The organism is Geodermatophilus sp. CPCC 206100 (assembly GCF_048569675.1).
In the GTDB taxonomy this organism is placed as follows: domain Bacteria; phylum Actinomycetota; class Actinomycetes; order Mycobacteriales; family Geodermatophilaceae; genus Geodermatophilus.
Map to the genome: position 1 here is coordinate 12,192 of NZ_JAQISV010000060.1, position 18,121 is coordinate 30,312.

The window sequence follows — 18,121 nt, forward strand, 5'->3', positions numbered from 1 at the left end:
GGGTCCGGCGCCCGCCCCGTGCCCCCGTGCGGACCCGCGGCCATCCACCACCGACCGGAGAGGGACCACTCCCATGTCCGTCAGCACAGCCACGACCCCCGGGGACCCGACGCCGCCCACGGTGGTGCTCGTCCACGGGGCCTTCGCCGACTCGTCGAGCTGGAACGGCGTGGTCGCCCGGCTCAGGGAGGGCGGCTATCCGGTGCTCGGGGTGGCCAACCCGCTCCGGGGCCTGCACAGCGACGCCGAGTACCTGCGCGCCGTCCTGGCCAGCGTGGACGGGCCGATCGTGGTCGCCGGCCACTCCTACGGCGGCAGCGTGATGAGCGAGGCCGCCGACGGGAACCCGGAGGTGCGGGCGCTGGTGTACGTCGCCAGCTTCCTGCTCGAGGAGGGCGAGAGCACCGCGGAGCTGGCCGCCCGGTTCCCGGGAGGTCAGCTCGGGCCGGCCCTGCGCCCGGTGCCCGTCGCCACCGCGGACGGCGGGACGGCCACCGACCTGTCCATCGAGCAGGACGCGTTCCGCGAGGTCTTCGCCGCCGACGTCCCCCCGGACGTCGCCTCGCTGATGGCCGTCGCCCAGCGACCCGTCGTCGCCGACGCCCTGGAGGGGAAGGCCACGCGGACCGCCTGGAAGACCATCCCCTCGTGGACGATGGTCACCCTGCAGGACCGCGCCATCCCCGCCGACGCCATGCGCTTCATGGCCGAGCGGGCCTCGTCCCGCACCGTCGAGATCGACGCCTCCCACGCCGTTCCCGTCTCCCAACCCCGTGCCGTCGCCGAGCTGATCGACGAGGCCGCGCGCGCGACGGCGGGCTGACCGGGCCACCGGCGCCCGCGAGGTGGTCGTCGGAGCCCCGCGGGTACCGGCCGACGCCGACGGGTCGCCGGCCGCGGCGTGGGGCTGCGGGTCGTCGGTCGGGCGGGGGTCAGGCGCCCCGACGGGTGAACGTCACGTGCGTGACGCCGCTGGGCGACGACGTCGTCTCGACCGCGTGGTCCTCCTCGAGGCCCTCGAGCCCGTCCCAGAGGCGCACGCCGCGGCCGAGCAGGATCGGGACCACCGCGAGGTGCAGGTGGTCGACGAGCCCGGCAGCGAGGAACTCCCGGAGCACGGTGGGACCCCCGCCGATGCGGACGTCCCCGCCCCCCGCCGCCTCGCGGGCCGCCTCGAGCGCCTCGGCAGGCGGAGCGTCGAGGAAGTGGAACGTCGTGCCGCCCTCCATCTCGATCGGCGGGCGCCGGTGGTGGGTGAGGACGAAGACCGGTGTGTGGAACGGCGGGTTGGGACCCCACGCGCCCCTCCACTCCGGGTCCTCGTGCCATCCGGGGTGGCCCCACTTCCCGGCCCCCATGATCTCGGCGCCGATCCCCGGATCGTGCCGGCGGACGAAGACGTCGTCGACGCCGCCGCTCCCGCCGGGCTGCCACCACCGGGTGGCGAACATCCACCGGTGCAGCCGGTCCCCGGCGTGACCGAAGTGCGCCTCGGCGTTCTGGCCCTCCCCGGTGCCGAAGCCGTCGAGGGAGATGGCGAAGTCGTGGACGCGGACGAGTGACACGGCGGCTGCTCCCTCGACGGTCGGCGGTGGTGGCTCCCGCTGCGGTCCCGATCGAGCACGGTCTCGCGCGGGCCCCGGCCTGTTCAAGGGGGAGCGGTCGCCGGGTGGCTACTCGGCCGTGTCGCTCGGCGGCGCCGGATCGGGTGAGCCCTCCTCCGGGGACCGCGCCCGAGTCGCCTCCCCGGCCTCGCTCCCGGCCTCGGGTGAGCGCGTCGCCGCCCGCAGCTGGGCCCAGGCTGCCGACGCGTCGGCCAGTGCCCGGTCCCGCGCCTCCTCGGCCCGCAGGCGGTCGCGCCGGCTCTCCTCGGCCCGTCGCTCGGCGCGCTCGGCGCGCGTCTCCTGCGCTCTCGCCTGCTCCGTCGCGGCCTCGGCCCGGGCCTCCGCCGCCCGGACCCGACCCTCCGCGGCGGTCGTCTCGAGCCGGATCGCCGACTCCGCCTGCTCGGCGCGGCTGACCGCCCGCGCCTCGTCGGTCCGCGCGCGCTCGGCGGCCGCCCGGGACGCGCGCTCGGCCTCCAGCGCCCGGTCGCGCCCCGCCTCGGCGGCCGTCGCCCGCTCCTGTGCCGTCCCGGCCTCGGCGAGCGCGCGGTCCCGGGCCTCCGCCGCCCGGACCGCCTCGCCGCGGGCGGACTCGGCGTCGCGCAGCGCCGCGTCCCGTCGTCGTTCGGCCTCCTGCCGCGCGGCCTCGGCCCCCTCCGCGGCGGCTGCGGCCGCGGCGAGGTCAGCACGCGCCCGCTGCGCTGCGGCCTCCGCGGCGTCGGTGGGCGCCCGGGCGGCGGTGGCCTCGTCCCGGGCGGGCGCTGTCTCGTCCCCGGCGGCGGGGGCGTCGGCGGCGGCCCCCGCCGCGGCCTCGAGCGCCTCCCGCGTCGCCTTCTCCGCGACCGCCCGCACCCGGTCGGCGACGGAGGCACGCTGCTCGGCCTCGGCGATCTCGCGTCGCGCGTCGCTGCGGACGGCCGCCCGCTCCGCCTCCAGCAGCTCCGCGTCGGCGGCCCTGGTCAGCACCTCCCGGGCCCGCTCCACCTGGTCCTCGATCCCCGTCAGCGTCTGTCGGAGCCGGTCGGCGACCTCGTTCAGGGTCGCGGCGGTGCGGGCACCCGGCTGCGCAACGGCGGGCGTCTCCGGCGCCGCAGGTGCGCGAGCGGCGGCCTCCGCCCGGCGGGCGGCGAAGGCGGTCGTGCGGTTGTGGTCGGGGCGCGCGCAGTAGGACGAGCGCCCTCCGGTCGGCGGGGGCGGCGCCACGGCGTGGTCGCAGCCGGGAAAGGCGCACGTCGTCCTGCCGGTGCTCATGCCGGCCAGTTTGCGGCCGTTCGTCCGTCGCTGCGACAGCACTCAACGGACGAACGGACGAAGTCGGGGCCGGCGCTCGCGCAGAGCGCGGTCCGCGCACTCCATAATCAGCTGTTATGGAGTCCGACCTGCCCGTGCACGGTGAGCCCGCGCCGCACCCCCGCGACGGCGTGCTGGTGACGACCGCGGCCGATGTCACCGACGGCGGCCTGGTGCTGCCCGGGGACGTCGAGTCGGTGGGGCGCTACCTCACCGCGGCCAAGGCCGAGTCCACGCGGAAGGCCTACGCCGCGGACTTCCGCGCCTGGTCGGCCTGGGCGCGGCAGCGCGGCTTCGCACCGCTGCCCGCGGCCGACGCCGCGGTCGCGGCCTACCTCGCGGAGCTCAGCGACGCAGGAGCCAGCCCCCGCACCGTCGCCCGGCGGCTGTCCGGCATCGGGCACGCGCACCGCGAGGCCGGGCACCCCAGTCCGTCCGAGCACCCCGGCACCCGGCAGGTCCTCCGGGGCATCCGACGCGCGGCGGCGCGCGGCGGCCGCCGTCCGAAGAAGGCCCGTGCGGTCGACACCCAGACCATCCGCGCCCTCGTCGAGGACCTCCCGGCCGGGCCGGCCGGGCTGCGCGACCGGGCGCTCATCCTCACGTCGTTCGCGCTGGGGCTCCGGGCCTCGGACGCCTGCGGGCTCGACGTGAGCGACCTGGCGCCGGCCGGGCACGGCGGCCTCGACGTCACCGTCCGCTGGTCGAAGACCGACCAGGAGGGTGCCGGCGAGGTGCTCGCCCTGGCGCCCGGGGTGCGGGAGCAGACCTGCCCGGTGCGCGCCCTCCAGGCGTGGATCGACGCGGCCGGGCTCCGTGGCGCCCCCGGGCCGCTGTTCCGCAGCGTCGGGCGGGGCAGTCCGCCCCGGATCGGCGCGACGCGGATGGCGAGGTCGTCGGTACGGCTCGTCCTCCGTCGGGCCGCCGAGCACGCCGGCGTCCCGCTCGACGGGCTGAGCCCGCACAGCCTGCGCCGGTCGTTCGCGACCGAGGGCTACAAGGCCGGCGTCAGCGAGCGCGAGTTGGCCCGCACGGGCCGGTGGGCGTCGGTGACCACCCTGCGGGGATACGACGCCAGCAGCCGCTGGGCGGCTCCTGCCTCCGCCCGGCTCGGCCTCTGAGCGGCCCCTGGAACTCGGGCCACCTCGATCGTCGCCCGGCTCCGCCACGGCCCCGGACGACGCCGAGCAGCAGGAGTCGGGTCGGACCGGAGGAGCCCCGTGCGCAGCGGATCAGCGCGGGTACCCTGCGGCCTTGTCCTCTGCCGCAGGAGGTCGTTGACCGTCGAGATGGAGCAGAGGTGAGCCAGCCCCCCGCAGACCGACTCCCGCCGGCGTGGCTGGCCGCGGCGATGGAGCGGCTGCCTGACGGCGTCGCCGTCTTCGACGGCGACTGGACGATCCGCTACGCCAATCCCGCCGCGGCACGGCTGCTGAGTGCCCGCGCCGCCGAGCTGGCTGGCCGCAACCTGTGGATCGCGCTGCCCGAGGTGGCCGGCAGCGTGTTCCACAGCTTCCTGCTGCACGCCCGGACCGTGGGCACGCCGGTGACCTGGCGCGGCTTCTACGCCCCCGCCGGCCGGTGGCTGTCGGCGTCCGCGGAGCTGGTCGGCGACCTGCTGCAGGTCTGCTTCCGGGAGGCCGCCGACCTGCCGACCGAGGGGCCGGCGGACGCGACCGGCGAACCAGGGGCGGGGGGTGAGGACGCCGACCGCGACCGGCTGCGCTTCCTCGCCGAGGTGTCCGAGGCGCTGATCACCACCCTGGACCGGGGCGAGTCGGCCGGCCAGCTGGCCGAGCTGGGGGTGCGGCGGCTGGCGGACTGGGCGGTCGTCCTCCTGATCGGCGAGGACGGGGGGCCCGGCGAGGAGGCCTGGGCGCACCGCGACCCGGCCCGCCGCGCCGACCTGGACACCTACATGACCGGGCGGCTGCGCGGCCCCGGCGACGACGCCGCGATGGTCGACGCGCTGCTCACCGGCGAGCCGGTGCAACTGCCCACGATCGAGCAGGCCCTGGTCGCGCCCTCGCTGCCGACCGAGGCGGTGCGTGAGGCGTGGCGGCGGCTGGACGCGACCAGCTGCACGATCGTGCCGCTGCGCGCCCGCGGCGAGACCTTCGGAGCGCTGGCGCTGATGAACGCCGGCCCGCGGCCGCCGCACACCGAGATCGAGATCGCCACCGCCGTCGAGGCCGCCCGCCGCGGCGCGCTGGCACTGGACAACGCCCGGCTCTACGGCCGGCAACAGAAGGTCGCCGAGACCCTGCAGCGCAGCCTGCTCACCCCGCCGCCGCAACCGGACCACCTGCAGATCGCCGTGCGCTACCGGCCCGCCAGCGCGCACGCGCTGGTCGGCGGCGACTTCTACGACGCGTTTCCCCAGCCCGACGGCGCGACCCTGCTCGTCGTCGGGGACGTGGCCGGGCACTCGGTCGAGGCGGCCGCGGCGATGTCCCAGCTGCGCAGCGCGGTCCGGACGCTCGCCTACGACCGCCCGGACAGCCCCGCGCGGACCCTGACCCGGGTCGACCGCGTGCTCACCGGCCTGGGCTTCGGCACCCTGGCCACCGCCCTGGTCGCCCGGATCGAGCAGCCGGCCCACCAGGCCCGGACCGGGCACCGCACGCTGCGCTGGTCCTCGGCCGGGCACCTGCCGCCGCTGCTGCTGCACCCCGACGGCACGGTGGCGCTCCTCGACAGCGCGCCGGAGCGTCTTCTCGGCCTCGATGAGCCGACCGTGCGCACCGATCACGAGGCGCCCCTGGAGCCGGGCGTCACCCTGCTCCTGGTCACCGACGGCCTGGTCGAGCACGGGCGGGTCGACATCGACACCGGACTCGCCCGGCTCATCGGCGAGCTCACCGGGCTGGCCGACGTGCCCGTCGACGAGCTGTGCGACCGGCTGCTCGACCGCATCGTCCCCGGCCGCGCCGACGACGACATCGCCCTGCTCGCGGTCCGCTGCCACCCCGAGGAGGACGGCTAGCGAGGTGGGGGCGGCGTCGCTGCGCGAGCGGTGACCGGTCCACCCGGCGACGGGTGGGGGCCCCGGACGGCGGGGACGGCACGCGTCAGCCTGCGAGGCGTTCGGACCCGGGGGTGCTCACCGAGCCACCAGTGCCGCGTCGGTGTCGCGGCGGATCGCCTGGTAGCAGTCGCAGGCCTGGGCCTGCAGCCGCGGCCGGTCGGTGACGGTGATGGCGCCGCGGGTGTAGGTGATGCAGCCGTCCTCGGCCAGGGACCGGGCCACCTCGTTGACCGAGGTCCGGCGTACGGCGAGCATCTGGGCGAGGAAGTGCTGGGTGAGGTCGAAGCTCGGGCTGTCCATGCGATCGGCGGTCATCAGCAGCCACCGTGCGGCCCGCTGGTGCACGGTGTGCACGCGGTTACAGGCGGCGTTGCGCGCCAGCTGCGAGAACATCGCCTGCGCCGACCGGGCGAGCCGGGTCGCCAGCGCGCCGTCCGCGTCGGCGAGGTGCTCGCCGAGGTCCTCGGCGCTCATGGTCAGCGCCCGACCGGCGACCTGGACCAGGGACCGTTCGGTCGGGGTGCTGGCGTCGAGGAACACCGAGATCCCGACCATGCCCTCCCGGCCGATGGTGGCGGCCTCCACGACCTGACCGTCGCCGAGGTCGGCGAGGACGGAGACGACGCCGAGCAGCGGGAAGTACACGGTCGCGATCGCCTGGCCCGGCTCGTGCAGCACCTGCCCCAACGGCAGTGGGACCTCGGACAGGTCGGGCAGCAGCGGCGCGAGCGCCTGCGTGTCCAGACCGGCCAGGACCGTGTTGCGGCGTGCGGTGGTGGCGTCGATGGCCACGAGCGGGCTCCTACGTGCGGCGCTGCCTGGGCCGGACCTTCGGCGGGGCGAGGTGATCCCTCGTCCAGGTCGACGTGCTCAGGCGGAGGCTGCTCCTGCGTTCGGGGCACCCCCATGGTGGCAGACGGCGACGAGCTCCGCTGCGGGGCGCCGCGCGGGTCTCCCCCGCGGCTGTGTCGGGTACCGTGCACTCAGCCACCAGACCAGCCCGACGATCGCCGAGTGGGCTCGGGGGTGTCAGCTGGTCGGCGTTGCTCGACCCCGTCGAGGGCGGCCCTCCGCCCGGGCCCCAGGAACGAGTCGGACGTCCCACCGTCTGCGGGGGCGGAGGTGTTCTCCGGTCGGCCGCAACCAGGGAGGACGAGGCCCGATGACAGGTTCCGTGGGCGGGCCGAGTCCGCCGGGCACCCGAGAGGCGCTGGACGAGCTCGCACGTCTGGTGCTGGCCGACGAGAGCCTCCAGTCGGTACTCGAGCGCGTGGTCGGCCTGGTCAGGCGGGTGATGCCCGCCGGGGCGGAGGTCTCGATCACGGTGCTCCGCGACCAGCGGCCCACGACCGCGGCCTCCACCGGGGAGCTGGCCCTGCACCTGGACGAGGCGCAGTACGGGCAGGGCTACGGCCCCTGCATGGACGCTGCCCTGAGCGGGCAGTTCGTCGAGGTCACCGACGGCCGCACCGAGACCCGGTGGCCGGAGTACATGACCACGTTCCTCCGGTCCGGTGCGCTCAGTTCGCTGGCGGCGCCGGTGCCCGCCGCACAGCTGGCCGCGTGCCTGAACGTGTACTCCCCGGCCGCCGCTGCCCTCACCGACCAGCACCGGCAGGCCGTGGCCGACTTCGCCGCCTACGCCGCCGTGGCGCTGAGCAACATCGACGCGCTGCAGGACGCCCGCGACCAGGCCGAGCACCTGCGGACGGCGATGGAGTCCCGCGCGGCCATCGAGCAGGCCAAGGGAATCCTCATGGAGCGGCACAAGGTGACCGCTGACCAGGCTTTCCGGCTCCTCGCCGGCGCCTCGATGCGCGCTAACCGCAAGGTCCGCGACCTGGCCGAGGACCTGGTGCTCACCGGCGAGCTGAGCCCCTGAACCGCACGACCGCCGGCCCGTGGCCGGCACCGCCACCGCTGTCCACACGCCGCCTGCGACATCCACCGCCACCGCCGGACGGGAACACCGATGACCGAGCCCACCACCCCCGGCCAGGACCCGACGACGTCGCCATCCGATGAGCGGAGCTCCGCACCGTCGGTGGACCTGACCTGGGCGCTGAGCCAGATGTCCGGCCTGCTGCTGTCCCGGGAGACCGTCGACACCGCCCTCGAGCTGGTCACCACCCTGGCCGCGACCGCCACCGCCGGAACGCTCGGCGCAGCGGTCACCCTCGTCGACGAGCACGGCACACGCTCGAAGGCCGCCTCGAACTCCGCCGCCGAACAGGCCGACACCCTGCAGTACGAGTACGACGAAGGGCCGTGCCTGACCGCCTGGCGCAACCGGGAACTGGTGCGCGTCGACGACACCACCACCGACGGACGCTGGCCACGGTGGAACGAGGCAGTCAGCCGGCTGGGCGTCCGCTCCGTGCTCAGCGCCCCCCTCCTGGCGGGGGGCGACGAGTCCATCGGCGCCATGAAGGTCTACTGCGAGCGCCCGATGAACTACGGCCCCCAGGACGAACACGTCATGCGCCTGCTCGCCTCCCAGGCCGCGATCCTGCTGGCCAACACCCAGAGCCTGGCCGCGGCCCGCCGGCTCAGCCGGCAGCTCACCGACGCCCTGGCCGGCCGGGATGCCATCGCCCAGGCCACCGGCGTCCTGCTGGCCCAGGGCGCCCGCAGCCGGCAGGACGCCTTCGCCACCCTCGCCGCCACCGCCCGCCAGTCGGAGCGCTCCGTCGAGGACGTGGCCCGCGCCCTGCTCGCCGCGGTGGCCGCGCGCAACAGCGGCTCCGTCACCAGCTGAGCAACCCGTGACCGGCGACGACCGCTACCGACGCATGGACGCCGCCCGCGTCCGCGCCCAGCTGAGCGTCCAGGAGCTGTGGCTGGGCTACCTCGCGCTGGGTGGCACCGGTGACGCCTTCGACCTCGACGGCTACCTGCAGGGCCTGGTGCCCCTGGACGCCTTCCAGCAGGACGTCCTCGCGCAGACCCTCAACGAGGCCCTCACGGACCTCTACCGGTCCTATCTCATCCCGCTGTCCACACCGACGCCAGGGGACGGCTGGAACGACGACCGTCTCCGGCGACTCGCGGACGAGCTCCTCGGCGAGTCGTCGCGGGCACCTCGTTCCGGCGACGATCCGCGCGCCGATCAGGGGGCCTGAACAGCCCGCGCGAAGTCGCTGGCGGCACGCCGTGACCGGTCACCGCCGATGACGGGAGGCCGACGCATCGGCGCGTTTGTCCGCGCCGGTGTCTGCCCATGATCGTGGAGGTGACGGCGAGCGAGGAGCCGCAGGCCGGCTTCATCGACCGGGACGAAGGACGGCCCGCAGCTGAGAGCGTGGGGGAGAGGCTGCTGGGTGCCCTTCTCGACCGGGTGCACCTGATCGCACCCCGGATGGCCGGCCGGCTGATCGGCCAGGAGGCGCGGATCGCGGGAGCCACCGACGTCAGCATCCACCTGCAGGACCTCTCGCAGCTGACCCTGCGGCCGTTGACCGGGCCCGAGCTGGTCGGCGATCCGCTCTCCATCGCCGACAGCGTGGCCGGGCGGGCGTTCAGCACCGAGGAGTCGGTCGAGGAACCGCTTCCCGACGGGTCGGTCCGGCTGCACCTGCCGCTGCTGGACGGGTCCAACCGCGTGGGGGTGCTCGGCCTGACGCTCCCGCGCCTGACGGAGTACGACCGGCAGCTCGCCCAGCGGCTGGCCGGCCTGGTGGCGGACATGATCGTGACAAACGACAGCTACACCGACGCGTTCACCCGGGTACGCACCGCCGGGCCGCTCAGCGTGTCCGCGCACATGCAGTGGCAGATGCTGCCGCCGCTGTCGATGAGCACCCCCGTGATCGACCTGGCGGGGAGCTTGGAGCCGGCCTACGAGGTCGGTGGTGACAGCTTCGACTACGCCTTCAACGAGCACGTGCTGCACGTGGCGGTGTTCGACGCGATGGGCCACGGCCTGGAGGCCGCGACGATGGCCACGGTCATCATCGCCGCCTACCGGCACGGGCGGCTGGCCGAGCTCCCGTTGACCGCGCTGTACCCGGCGATGGACCGGGCGGTCGCCACGTCGTTCCCGGGCCGTTTCGCGACCGCCCAGCTGGGCCGGCTGGACACCCAGAGCGGGCTGCTCAGCTGGGTCAACGCCGGGCACCCGCCCGCGCTGTGGGTCCGCGGCAGCCGGGTCGTCGGTGAGCTCACCGGGCCGGTCAGCCGGCCGGTCGGCTTCGGGTCCGGCACGCCTGTCGTGCAGACGGCGCAGCTCGAGCCGGGGGACCGGGTGCTGTTCTTCACCGACGGGGTCGTCGAGGAGCGCCTGCCCGGCGGTGAGCAGTTCGGCGAGGAGCGGCTGCGCGACCTGATCGAGCAGACGACCGCGGCCGACCTGACCTGCGCCGAGACGGTGCGGCGGCTCTCGCACGCGCTGATGGCCGCGCGCTCGGGGCGGACCAGTGACGACGCCTCGCTCCTCCTCCTGGAGTGGAAGGGCCCAGCGCGCAACGACGAACTCGACCGTGACATCCCCGAGGCGACCCCCACCGGCTGAGGCGCGGCCGTCGATCCGCGAGGACGCGGTGCGCGGGATCCGGAGCTGCCGGGTGCGACCGACCAGCGGCGGGGACCCGTCCGTGCCGTCGGGAACCGGACCGTCAGAGGGGCTCCGCGTCGCTCCGGCCGCGGGCGCCGGCCCCTGGCGCACCGGGTGGCGGCGTGTCGGGGGCCGGTTGCCGGACCGCGGGCACACCGGGGGGTCGCTGCCGCGGGTCGCCTCCGCCGGCGATGCGCAGCAGCGCCCGCAGCGCCGGGAGCGCACCGACCGGCTCGATCGCCGACGGTGAGGCGGCGGGGTGGTGCGCGGCAACCCGCACCCGCAGCGCCGCCGGCCGGCTCCGGAACACGACGGGGGGAGTGAGCAGGGCTGCCTCGCCGTCGATCCCCGCCGGCACCGGACGGGTCGCCTCGACGCGGAAGTCGGGGGTCTCCCACTGTCGCCAGGGGCGGCGCCGTCGCCGCTCGCCGCTGACCGGCGGGTCGAGCACGGTCACCCCGAGGAGTCCCCGGTCGACGGCCGGCCGGCTGCCCGCACCGGCCGCCCCGGTCAGCCGGTACTGGTTGTTGCTCACCATGACCACCGTCGCGCCCCGCAGCGTGCGGCCGCCCGGGGTGGTCCAGCTGAGGTCCTGCGAGGCGCCCTCCGGGGCCCGCGAGGCGGCCACCGTGCCCAGCAGGGTCCGCAGCTTCGCGGCGCGATAGCCCTCCTGCTGCACGGCCTCCGCGTAGACGCCCAGCGAGACGTTGTTGACGAAGACCCGGCCGTTGACCTCGGCGAGATCCACCACCCGTTCGCCGCCGTCGACGAAGGCGTCGAGCGCTCCCACCACGTCGTCCCGGTCCACGCCCAGGTCGAGGGCGAAGTGGTTGCGCGTGCCCGCGGGGATGCAGGCGTAGGGCAGGTCCGCCTCGGCGGCGAGGGCGGCCACGACGGCCTGCGAGCCGTCGCCACCGGCCATGGCCACGGCGTCCGCTCCGGCGTCGACCGCCTCGCGCACCAGTGCCTCGAGGTCCGCCCCGGCGTGCAGCTCCACCACCTCGATGCCCCGTGCCCGGGCCGCAGCTGCCAGGCCGACCTCGGCCGCCCGGCCGCCGCCGGACCGCGGGTTGACGACGAGCACCGGCCGCCGCGGGGGCGCCGCGGCCGGCAGGACGACGTCCGGCCGGAAGGCCACCCGGGCCGCCGCGTGCCAGACCAGCGCCCCGAGACCGAGCTGCACCAGGCTCTGCCGGTAGCCGTCGTCACCCAGCAGCAGGACCCCGCCCGCCAGGGCGGCGCCGGCGACGGCGAGAGCACCCACCCGCGCCCAGCCCCGGCGCAGGACGCCCTCCCAGGCCCCGGCCGCGACCACGGCGGCGCACACGAGCAGGAGCAGGCCGCGCGGGAAGTCGTCGAACGCCACGACGACGACCAGCAGGAGGATCCACACCGCGGCGGCGAGCGCCACGACTGCGGCGCTGCGGCGCCAGCGCGGGGCGGACCTGCGGCTCGGACCGGACATCGACGTCCCCCTCGGTCAGCTCGCGGCGCGACGGGCGCCGGTCATCCCGCGGTGAGCAGGGCGCGCAACTGCTCGGCCTTGGCCTCCGTCCACCCCGGCGGTTGCAGGACCTGAGCCCAGGCGTCGACGTACTGGGTCGTGTAGACGTGCCCGTGGCCGTCGGGGACGTTGCCGGCGAAGGGCAGGTCCGCCGTGACCTGCCAGAAGGTCACGAACGGGATCCACTTGACCACGTCCACCACATCGTCCCCCGGTGCCTCCTCGAGCCAGTCCGGGCGGGCGTACAGCAGCTGCGGACTCCACAGGGTGATCGGGTCGGAGGCGTGCACGAGGTACAGCACGCGGGCGCCGTCCCAGGGCTCCGAGCGGGGCGGGACGTCGGTGGCCGGGTCGTTCGTGAAGCGCACCGTGCGGCCGTCCCGGTACTCCGGCTCGATCTCGCGACTCCCGGCGTCCCGGTCGTCGACGAACTCTCGGTACAGCGTGTTGAAGTTCGGTGGGCCGGCGAAGACGGCGCCGGCGGTCCGGTTCCGCAGGTCGTACTCGCCGCTGAAGGCGGTCTCCCCGCCGAAGGACCCCAGGCTCTCGCCGACCACGACCAGCCGGGGGCGGTCGTCCAGCGGCAGCTTCGACCACCGGTCGTACACCGCGTCGAAGAGCTCCCGGCCGGCGTCGCGGGCCCGGTCCTGGTCCACCAGGTAGGAGATCCAGGAGGGGAGGTAGGAGTACTGCATGGCGACCGCCGCGCTGTCGCCGCCGGTCAGGTGCTCGATGGAGTCGATCGCGCCGGGATCGACCCAGCCGGAGCCGGTGGTCGTGATGACGACCAGGGTGCCGCGGTCGAAGCCCCGGGCCCGCTCCAGGTCGTCGACGGCCAGGGCGGCGCGTTCCTCGGTGGTGGGCGCGGAGTCCAGCCCCGCGTAGGCGCGCACCGGCTCCAGGGCCGGGCCACCGGTGAACGCGGCGATCTCCGCCGCGGACGCGCCGCTGCCGACGAACTTCCGCCCCTCCCGGCCCAGGGACCCCCAGGGGACCAGCGAGTCCGGACCGCCCGACCGGGAGGAGACCGTCGGCCGCTCGACGCCGGGGGCCGTGTCGTCGTTGCGGAGGGCGAAGGTCCGGTCCGCGGCGGTCACCAACTGGTCGACCACCACCCCGCTGAACAGCAGTGCCGCACCGCCCACGACGACCACCCAGCCCACGACGCGCGCCGCGCGGGCGCCGATCCACCGGTTGAGCAGGACCGTCAGCCACCGGTAGAGGCGGTGGACCGCCCGCGAGAGGGCGATGAGGGCGCAGAAGACGACGACGGCGACAGCCGGGACCACGAGCAGGGACAGCGCGCTGTCGGCGGGGGCGTCCATCAGCTCCCGGATCCGCGCCTGCCAGTAGCGGCCGAAGATCGTCGCCGCGACGTAGGCGACGGCCGCGACGCCGCCGAAGACCCACCACGAGCGGCGCCCGGCCGGCCGCGCGTCCCGGCCGGCGAAGGCGTTCCACACGTTGGCCGCCAGGGTGCCGACCGCGTAGCCGAACGCGGCGGTGATGCCGCTGATCAGTCCCTGGGTGAGCCCCGTCCGCGGGAGGAGGGAGGGGAACAGCGACCAGCAGAGGAAGAGGACGGCGCCCGCCAGCCCGGAGAGGGTGTAGTGGAACCACCGCCGGCGAGGTCGCAGCACGAGCGAGCGCCGCCCGCGCCGCGGGGGACGGGCGTCAGCGCCCGTGTCCGCAGGGGAACGGCCCGTCGGGACCGTGAGCTGGTCCACCCGGGAGATGGTCCTCCGGCCCGCGCGCGGTGGACACCCCCTCGGGACCCGTGCTCGGGATCCGCACCCGGGACTTCCCGGCCGCCGGCGACCGCGCACCCGGGAGTGTCGGCCGACGGCGTGGTCCCCGGGGCGCCCACACCCGGTGCTGTGCGGCGGCAGCACCGGTTCCGGTGGCGGCATCGCCGGAGACCGGGTGTGGGCGGCTCGGGTGCGGGTGGGCTCAGAAGGGCGGCTCCTCGGTGGCGACACCGACCGGCGTGGCCCAGGGGTCGGCGGAGCCGCCCCGCGCGGCCGCCGCGCCGCCGTCGGCGGCACCGAACCCGCCGCCGAACCCGCCGGCGGACCCCTTGCCGGCACCCTGCCCGGACCGGGCGGCCTTGGTGACGGTCGCCGTCGCGTAGCGGAGCGACGGGCCGATCTCGTCGACGTCCAGCTCGACGACGGTGCGCTTCTCGCCCTCCTTCGTCTCGAAGGAGCGCTGCTTGAGGCGGCCCTGCGCGATGACCCGCGAGCCCCGGGTCAGCGACTCCGCGACGTTCTCCGCAGCCTCCCGCCACACGCTGCAGCGCAGGAAGAGCGCCTCGCCGTCCTTCCACTCCTGGGTCTGGCGGTCCATCGTCCGCGGGGTGGACGCGATGGTGAAGCTGGCCACCGCCGCGCCCGAGGGTGTCCAGCGGAGCTCGGGGTCGCTGGTCAGGTTGCCGATGAGGGTGATGACAGTGTCGCCGGCCATGATCCGGTCCTCCGTGTCGTCGGTGCTGTGCTCGAGTGAGTGACCCGGAGGCTAGGTGGGCCCACCGACAGTTCCGTGCCCGGCGGGGCTGTCGCTGGGGCGTGGAACCATCGGGCGGACGGGTCGGGGGAGCGGAGGGACGGCGGTGGCGGAGGCGCGGACGGGGGCGGTCCTCGAGGCGACACTGGAGCGGATCACCTTCGCCAACCCCCAGACCGGCTACACCGTGGCCCGGGTCGACACCGGGCGCGGGAGCGACCTGGTCACCGTCGTCGGATCGCTGCTGGGCGCCCACCCGGGGGAGACGCTGCGGCTGCGCGGACGGTGGGGAGCGCACCCGCAGTTCGGGCGGCAGTTCCTGGTCGAGGACTACACCACCGTGCTGCCGGCCACGGTGCAGGGGATCCGCCGCTACCTCGGGTCGGGGCTGGTCAAGGGCATCGGCCCGAAGCTGGCCGAGCGGATCGTCGACCACTTCGGCGCCGATGCGCTGCGGGTCATCGAGGAGGAGCCGGGGCGGCTGGCCGAGGTGCCCAGCCTCGGCCCGAAGCGGACGCGCTCGATCACCGCGGCGTGGGAGGAGCAGAAGGCGGTCAAGGAGGTCATGGTCGTCCTGCAGGGGATGGGCGTGTCCACCTCGCTGGCCGTGCGGATCTTCCAGCAGTACGGCGACGCCTCGATCCGCGTCGTCCGGGAGGAGCCCTACCGCCTGGCCGCGGACGTGTGGGGCATCGGGTTCACGACCGCCGACACGATCGCCGCCGCGGTGGGCATCCCGCACGACAGCACCGAGCGGGTCGAGGCGGGGCTGCAGTTCGTCCTCTCCGAGGCCACCGGGCAGGGGCACTGCTACCTGCCCGAGAGCGAGCTGGCCGCCCGGGCGGTCGAGATGCTGCAGGTGCCGGCCGACCTGGTGCGCCACTGCCTGGCCCTGCTGGTCGCCGACCAGAACCTCGTCCGCGACGAGCTCCCCGGCGAGGACGGGGAGCCCGCGACCGTGGCCTACTACCTCGTGCCGTTCCACCGGGCGGAGGTCTCCCTGGCGGCGGCGCTCCGGAGGCTGGCCGCCGCCGACGAGGACCGGATGCCGGCCTTCGCCGGGGTGGACTGGACCGCCGCGCTGGCCTGGCTGCACCGGCGCACGGGTGTGGAGCTGGCCCCCGGCCAGCAGGAGGCCGTGCGCCTGGCGCTGACCGAGAAGGTCGCCGTCCTCACCGGCGGCCCCGGCTGCGGCAAGAGCTTCACGGTGCGCTCGATCGTCACCCTCGCGGCGGCCAAGGGCGCCCGGGTCCTGCTGGCCGCACCCACCGGTCGGGCGGCGAGACGGCTCACCGAGCTGACCGGCGCCGAGGCGGTGACCGTGCACCGGCTGCTGGAGCTCCGCCCCGGCGGGGTCGCGGCCTTCGACCGGGAGCGGCCGCTGGACGCCGACCTGGTGGTGGTCGACGAGTCCTCGATGCTCGACCTGCTGCTGGCCAACAAGCTCGTGCGGGCGGTGCCGCCCGGCGCGCACCTGCTGCTGGTCGGCGACGTCGACCAGCTGCCCTCGGTCGGCGCGGGCGAGGTCCTCCGCGACCTCCTCGCCGAGGGCACCGCCGTTCCGCACGTGCGCCTCACCCAGGTCTTCCGGCAGGCCGCCCGGTCGGGGGTGGTGACCAACGCCCACCGGATCAACGCCGGCCGTCCGCCCCAGGTCCGCGGCCTCGACGACTTCTACCTGTTCGCCACCGAGGACGCCGAGGAGGCCGCGGGCCTCACCGTCGACGTCGTCGTCCGGCGCATCCCGGCCCGCTTCGGCCTCGACCCGCGCCGCGACGTCCAGGTGCTCACGCCGGTGCACCGCGGGCCGGCCGGCGCCGCCGCGCTCAACGAGCTGCTGCAGGAGGCCCTGACCCCTGCCCGGCCCGACCGTGCCGAGAAGCGCTTCGGCGGTCGGGTGTTCCGCGTCGGGGACAAGGTCAGCCAGATCCGCAACGACTACGACAAGGGCGCGAACGGGGTCTTCAACGGCACCCAGGGCGTCGTCACCGCCGTCGACGGGATCGGGCAGACGCTCACCGTGGTCACCGACGAGGGCGAGACGGTCGACTACGACTTCGCCGAGCTCGACGAGCTGGTGCACGCCTACGCCGTCACCGTGCACCGGTCCCAGGGCAGTGAGTACCCCTGCGTCGTCGTCCCGCTCACGACCAGCGCCTGGATGATGCTGCAGCGCAACCTGCTCTACACCGCCGTCACCCGCGCCAAGCAGCTCGTGGTCCTGGTCGGGTCGCCCCGGGCGCTCGCGCAGGCCGTGCGCGCCACCGGCTCCGGACGACGGCACACCGCGCTGGCCCACCGCCTGCGGCCGCGGCGCCCGGCCGATTACGCCCAGGGCGAACGCCGACACGCCCACCCGGCCGCCTGACCTGCGGCTTCGCCGGACGGGGTCCGAGGTGCTTGCGAGCGGCATCCAGTTGTGTCAGTGCCCGCTCGTAGCTTTCGGGTCGACATCTTCCCCGTGTCGGCAAGGAGCACACCATGGCCGTCTCTGGCCTCAAGACCCGCAAGCCCACCGGCCGCGTCCCGTGGCCCTGCGTCCTCCTCGAGGGCGAGGAGAAGTCCGGCAAGAGCTGGGCGCTGGCCCAGTTCAGCGCCAGCGACCGGATCGGCACGCTGTACTGGATCGACCTCAACGAGGGCGCCGGTGACGAGTACGGCGCGATCCCCGGCGCCGACTACCAGCTGATCGAGCACGACGGCTCCTACGCCGCGGTGCTGGCCGCCGTCCAGGCGGTGAAGGCCGAGGCGCGCCGCGCGGCCGACGCTGGCGAGCCGCCGGTGGTGCTCGGCATCGACACCGGCTCGGCGATCTGGGACGGACTCAAGGACTGGGCCAGCGCCCGCGCGGCGAAGTCCACCCGCAACAAGGAGCTGCTCAAGCGCGACCCCAACGCCGAGATCGTCATCAGCCAGAACCTGTGGAACGACGCCGGCGCCCGCTGGCGCAAGCTGCAGACCGAGCTGCTCACCTTCCCCGGCATCGTGGTGGTGACCGCCCGGGGCAAGGAGGTCACCGAGGTCGACGCCAACGGCCGCCCGATCGAGGGGCAGAAGACCTGGTCGGTGCAGACCCACCGGGAGTTCCCCTACGCGGCCAGCGTGTGGGTGCGGCTGCGCCGCGGACGCCGTCCGCTGATCGTCGGCGCACGCAGCGTGCACGTGGGCATCAAGCCCAACGACGACCCGGCCAAGGAGGTCACCGACCAGGCGGCCACCGGGCGGCTGCTCGAGTGGCTGGTGTTCGACGCCCTCAAGTGCGACCCGGGCACCGCGCACGTCCGCGACCTCGTCGCCTTCCACGGCGGCCGGCTGCTCGAGCACGAGCGCGAGGAGGAGGCCCGGGACCGCCGGACGAGCGAGCCGGACGCCGCCGACCTGGTCGCCCGCATCCAGGACGCCGAGGACGACGACGACCTGCGCGAGGTCTGGGGCCAGGCCAACCGCTCGGCGCTGCTGCAGGTGGACGTCCCCACCCCCAGCGGCTCCTACACCGTGGCGGAGCTGATCCAGGCCCGGCACGAGGAGTTCCTCGACGCGGCGGTGGAGGCGCACCCCGCCGGCCGCCGCCGCGTGCCGGCCGCTCCGCCCGCGCCGACGACGCCCGCCGCGGTGGTCGAGGCCGCCCGGGCCGCCGCCGC

General features: G+C 75.4%; 15 protein-coding genes. 9 read left to right on the forward strand and 6 right to left on the reverse strand.

The genetic code is table 11. The features are described from left to right. Positions 1–73 precede the first annotated feature (73 nt). Positions 74–823, forward strand: coding sequence for an alpha/beta fold hydrolase (locus PGN05_RS22755; RefSeq protein ID WP_419754861.1), 750 nt, complete (start codon positions 74–76; stop codon positions 821–823). Between the two features lie 109 nt (positions 824–932). Here PGN05_RS22755 and PGN05_RS22760 read toward each other — a convergent pair whose 3' ends face one another. Then, positions 933–1,565, reverse strand: a complete 633-nt coding sequence (locus PGN05_RS22760) for a dihydrofolate reductase family protein (protein WP_419754862.1) — start codon at positions 1,563–1,565, stop codon at positions 933–935. A gap of 108 nt (positions 1,566–1,673) precedes the next feature. Further along, a complete protein-coding gene (locus PGN05_RS22765; RefSeq protein WP_419754863.1) occupies positions 1,674–2,855 on the reverse strand; it encodes a hypothetical protein in 1,182 nt (393 codons plus the stop codon). A 116-nt stretch (positions 2,856–2,971) separates the two neighbouring features. Between PGN05_RS22765 and PGN05_RS22770 the strand changes: the two genes are divergently transcribed. Together PGN05_RS22770 and PGN05_RS22775 are read left to right on the forward strand one after the other, a co-directional pair. After that, positions 2,972–4,015: a site-specific integrase gene (locus PGN05_RS22770; RefSeq protein WP_419754864.1), complete on the forward strand. Its 1,044-nt coding sequence runs from the start codon at positions 2,972–2,974 to the stop codon at positions 4,013–4,015. Positions 4,016–4,194: 179 nt separating this feature from the next. Next, positions 4,195–5,880 carry a SpoIIE family protein phosphatase gene (locus PGN05_RS22775; protein ID WP_419754865.1) on the forward strand — a complete coding sequence of 562 codons (1,686 nt, stop codon included), beginning with the start codon at positions 4,195–4,197 and terminating at the stop codon, positions 5,878–5,880. 117 nt (positions 5,881–5,997) lie between these two features. Here the strand turns inward: PGN05_RS22775 and PGN05_RS22780 are convergent, their stop codons facing one another. Next, positions 5,998–6,714, reverse strand: a complete 717-nt coding sequence (locus PGN05_RS22780) for a Crp/Fnr family transcriptional regulator (RefSeq protein WP_419754866.1) — start codon at positions 6,712–6,714, stop codon at positions 5,998–6,000. A 370-nt stretch (positions 6,715–7,084) separates the two neighbouring features. On the opposite strand from PGN05_RS22780, the gene PGN05_RS22785 reads away from it, so the two are divergent. The 4 genes from PGN05_RS22785 (at position 7,085) to PGN05_RS22800 (ending at position 10,432) form a co-directional block, all read left to right on the forward strand. Beyond that, positions 7,085–7,804 (forward strand): ANTAR domain-containing protein, encoded by a 720-nt coding sequence (locus PGN05_RS22785; protein ID WP_419754867.1) that lies wholly within the window; start codon positions 7,085–7,087, stop codon positions 7,802–7,804. Positions 7,805–7,894: 90 nt separating this feature from the next. Beyond that, positions 7,895–8,680 carry a GAF and ANTAR domain-containing protein gene (locus tag PGN05_RS22790; RefSeq protein ID WP_419754868.1) on the forward strand — a complete coding sequence of 262 codons (786 nt, stop codon included), beginning with the start codon at positions 7,895–7,897 and terminating at the stop codon, positions 8,678–8,680. Between the two features lie 7 nt (positions 8,681–8,687). Next, positions 8,688–9,044 carry a hypothetical protein gene (locus PGN05_RS22795; protein WP_419754869.1) on the forward strand — a complete coding sequence of 119 codons (357 nt, stop codon included), beginning with the start codon at positions 8,688–8,690 and terminating at the stop codon, positions 9,042–9,044. 98 nt (positions 9,045–9,142) lie between these two features. Continuing rightward, on the forward strand, positions 9,143–10,432 hold the full coding sequence (locus PGN05_RS22800; RefSeq protein ID WP_419754870.1) for a PP2C family protein-serine/threonine phosphatase: 1,290 nt from the start codon (positions 9,143–9,145) through the stop codon (positions 10,430–10,432). Between the two features lie 103 nt (positions 10,433–10,535). On the opposite strand, the gene PGN05_RS22805 is transcribed toward PGN05_RS22800, so the two are convergent. From PGN05_RS22805 to PGN05_RS22815, 3 genes are all read right to left on the reverse strand, one after another. Beyond that, positions 10,536–11,885, reverse strand: coding sequence for a diacylglycerol/lipid kinase family protein (locus PGN05_RS22805; RefSeq protein WP_419754871.1), 1,350 nt, complete (start codon positions 11,883–11,885; stop codon positions 10,536–10,538). 95 nt (positions 11,886–11,980) lie between these two features. Further along, complete coding sequence (locus PGN05_RS22810; RefSeq protein WP_419754872.1) at positions 11,981–13,618, reverse strand: alpha/beta hydrolase; 1,638 nt, start codon at positions 13,616–13,618, stop codon at positions 11,981–11,983. A 310-nt stretch (positions 13,619–13,928) separates the two neighbouring features. Then, the gene (locus tag PGN05_RS22815) at positions 13,929–14,441 is read right to left on the reverse strand and encodes a single-stranded DNA-binding protein (RefSeq protein WP_419754873.1); all 513 of its coding nucleotides are present in this window, start codon (positions 14,439–14,441) and stop codon (positions 13,929–13,931) included. Positions 14,442–14,586: 145 nt separating this feature from the next. Here PGN05_RS22815 and PGN05_RS22820 point away from each other — a divergent pair, with 145 nt between their 5' ends. Together PGN05_RS22820 and PGN05_RS22825 are read left to right on the forward strand one after the other, a co-directional pair. After that, a complete protein-coding gene (locus tag PGN05_RS22820) occupies positions 14,587–16,848 on the forward strand; it encodes an ATP-dependent RecD-like DNA helicase (protein ID WP_419754874.1) in 2,262 nt (753 codons plus the stop codon). A gap of 113 nt (positions 16,849–16,961) precedes the next feature. Beyond that, positions 16,962–18,121, forward strand: a 1,160-nt coding sequence (locus PGN05_RS22825) for a hypothetical protein (RefSeq protein ID WP_419754875.1), incomplete at its 3' end; no start/stop codon positions are given.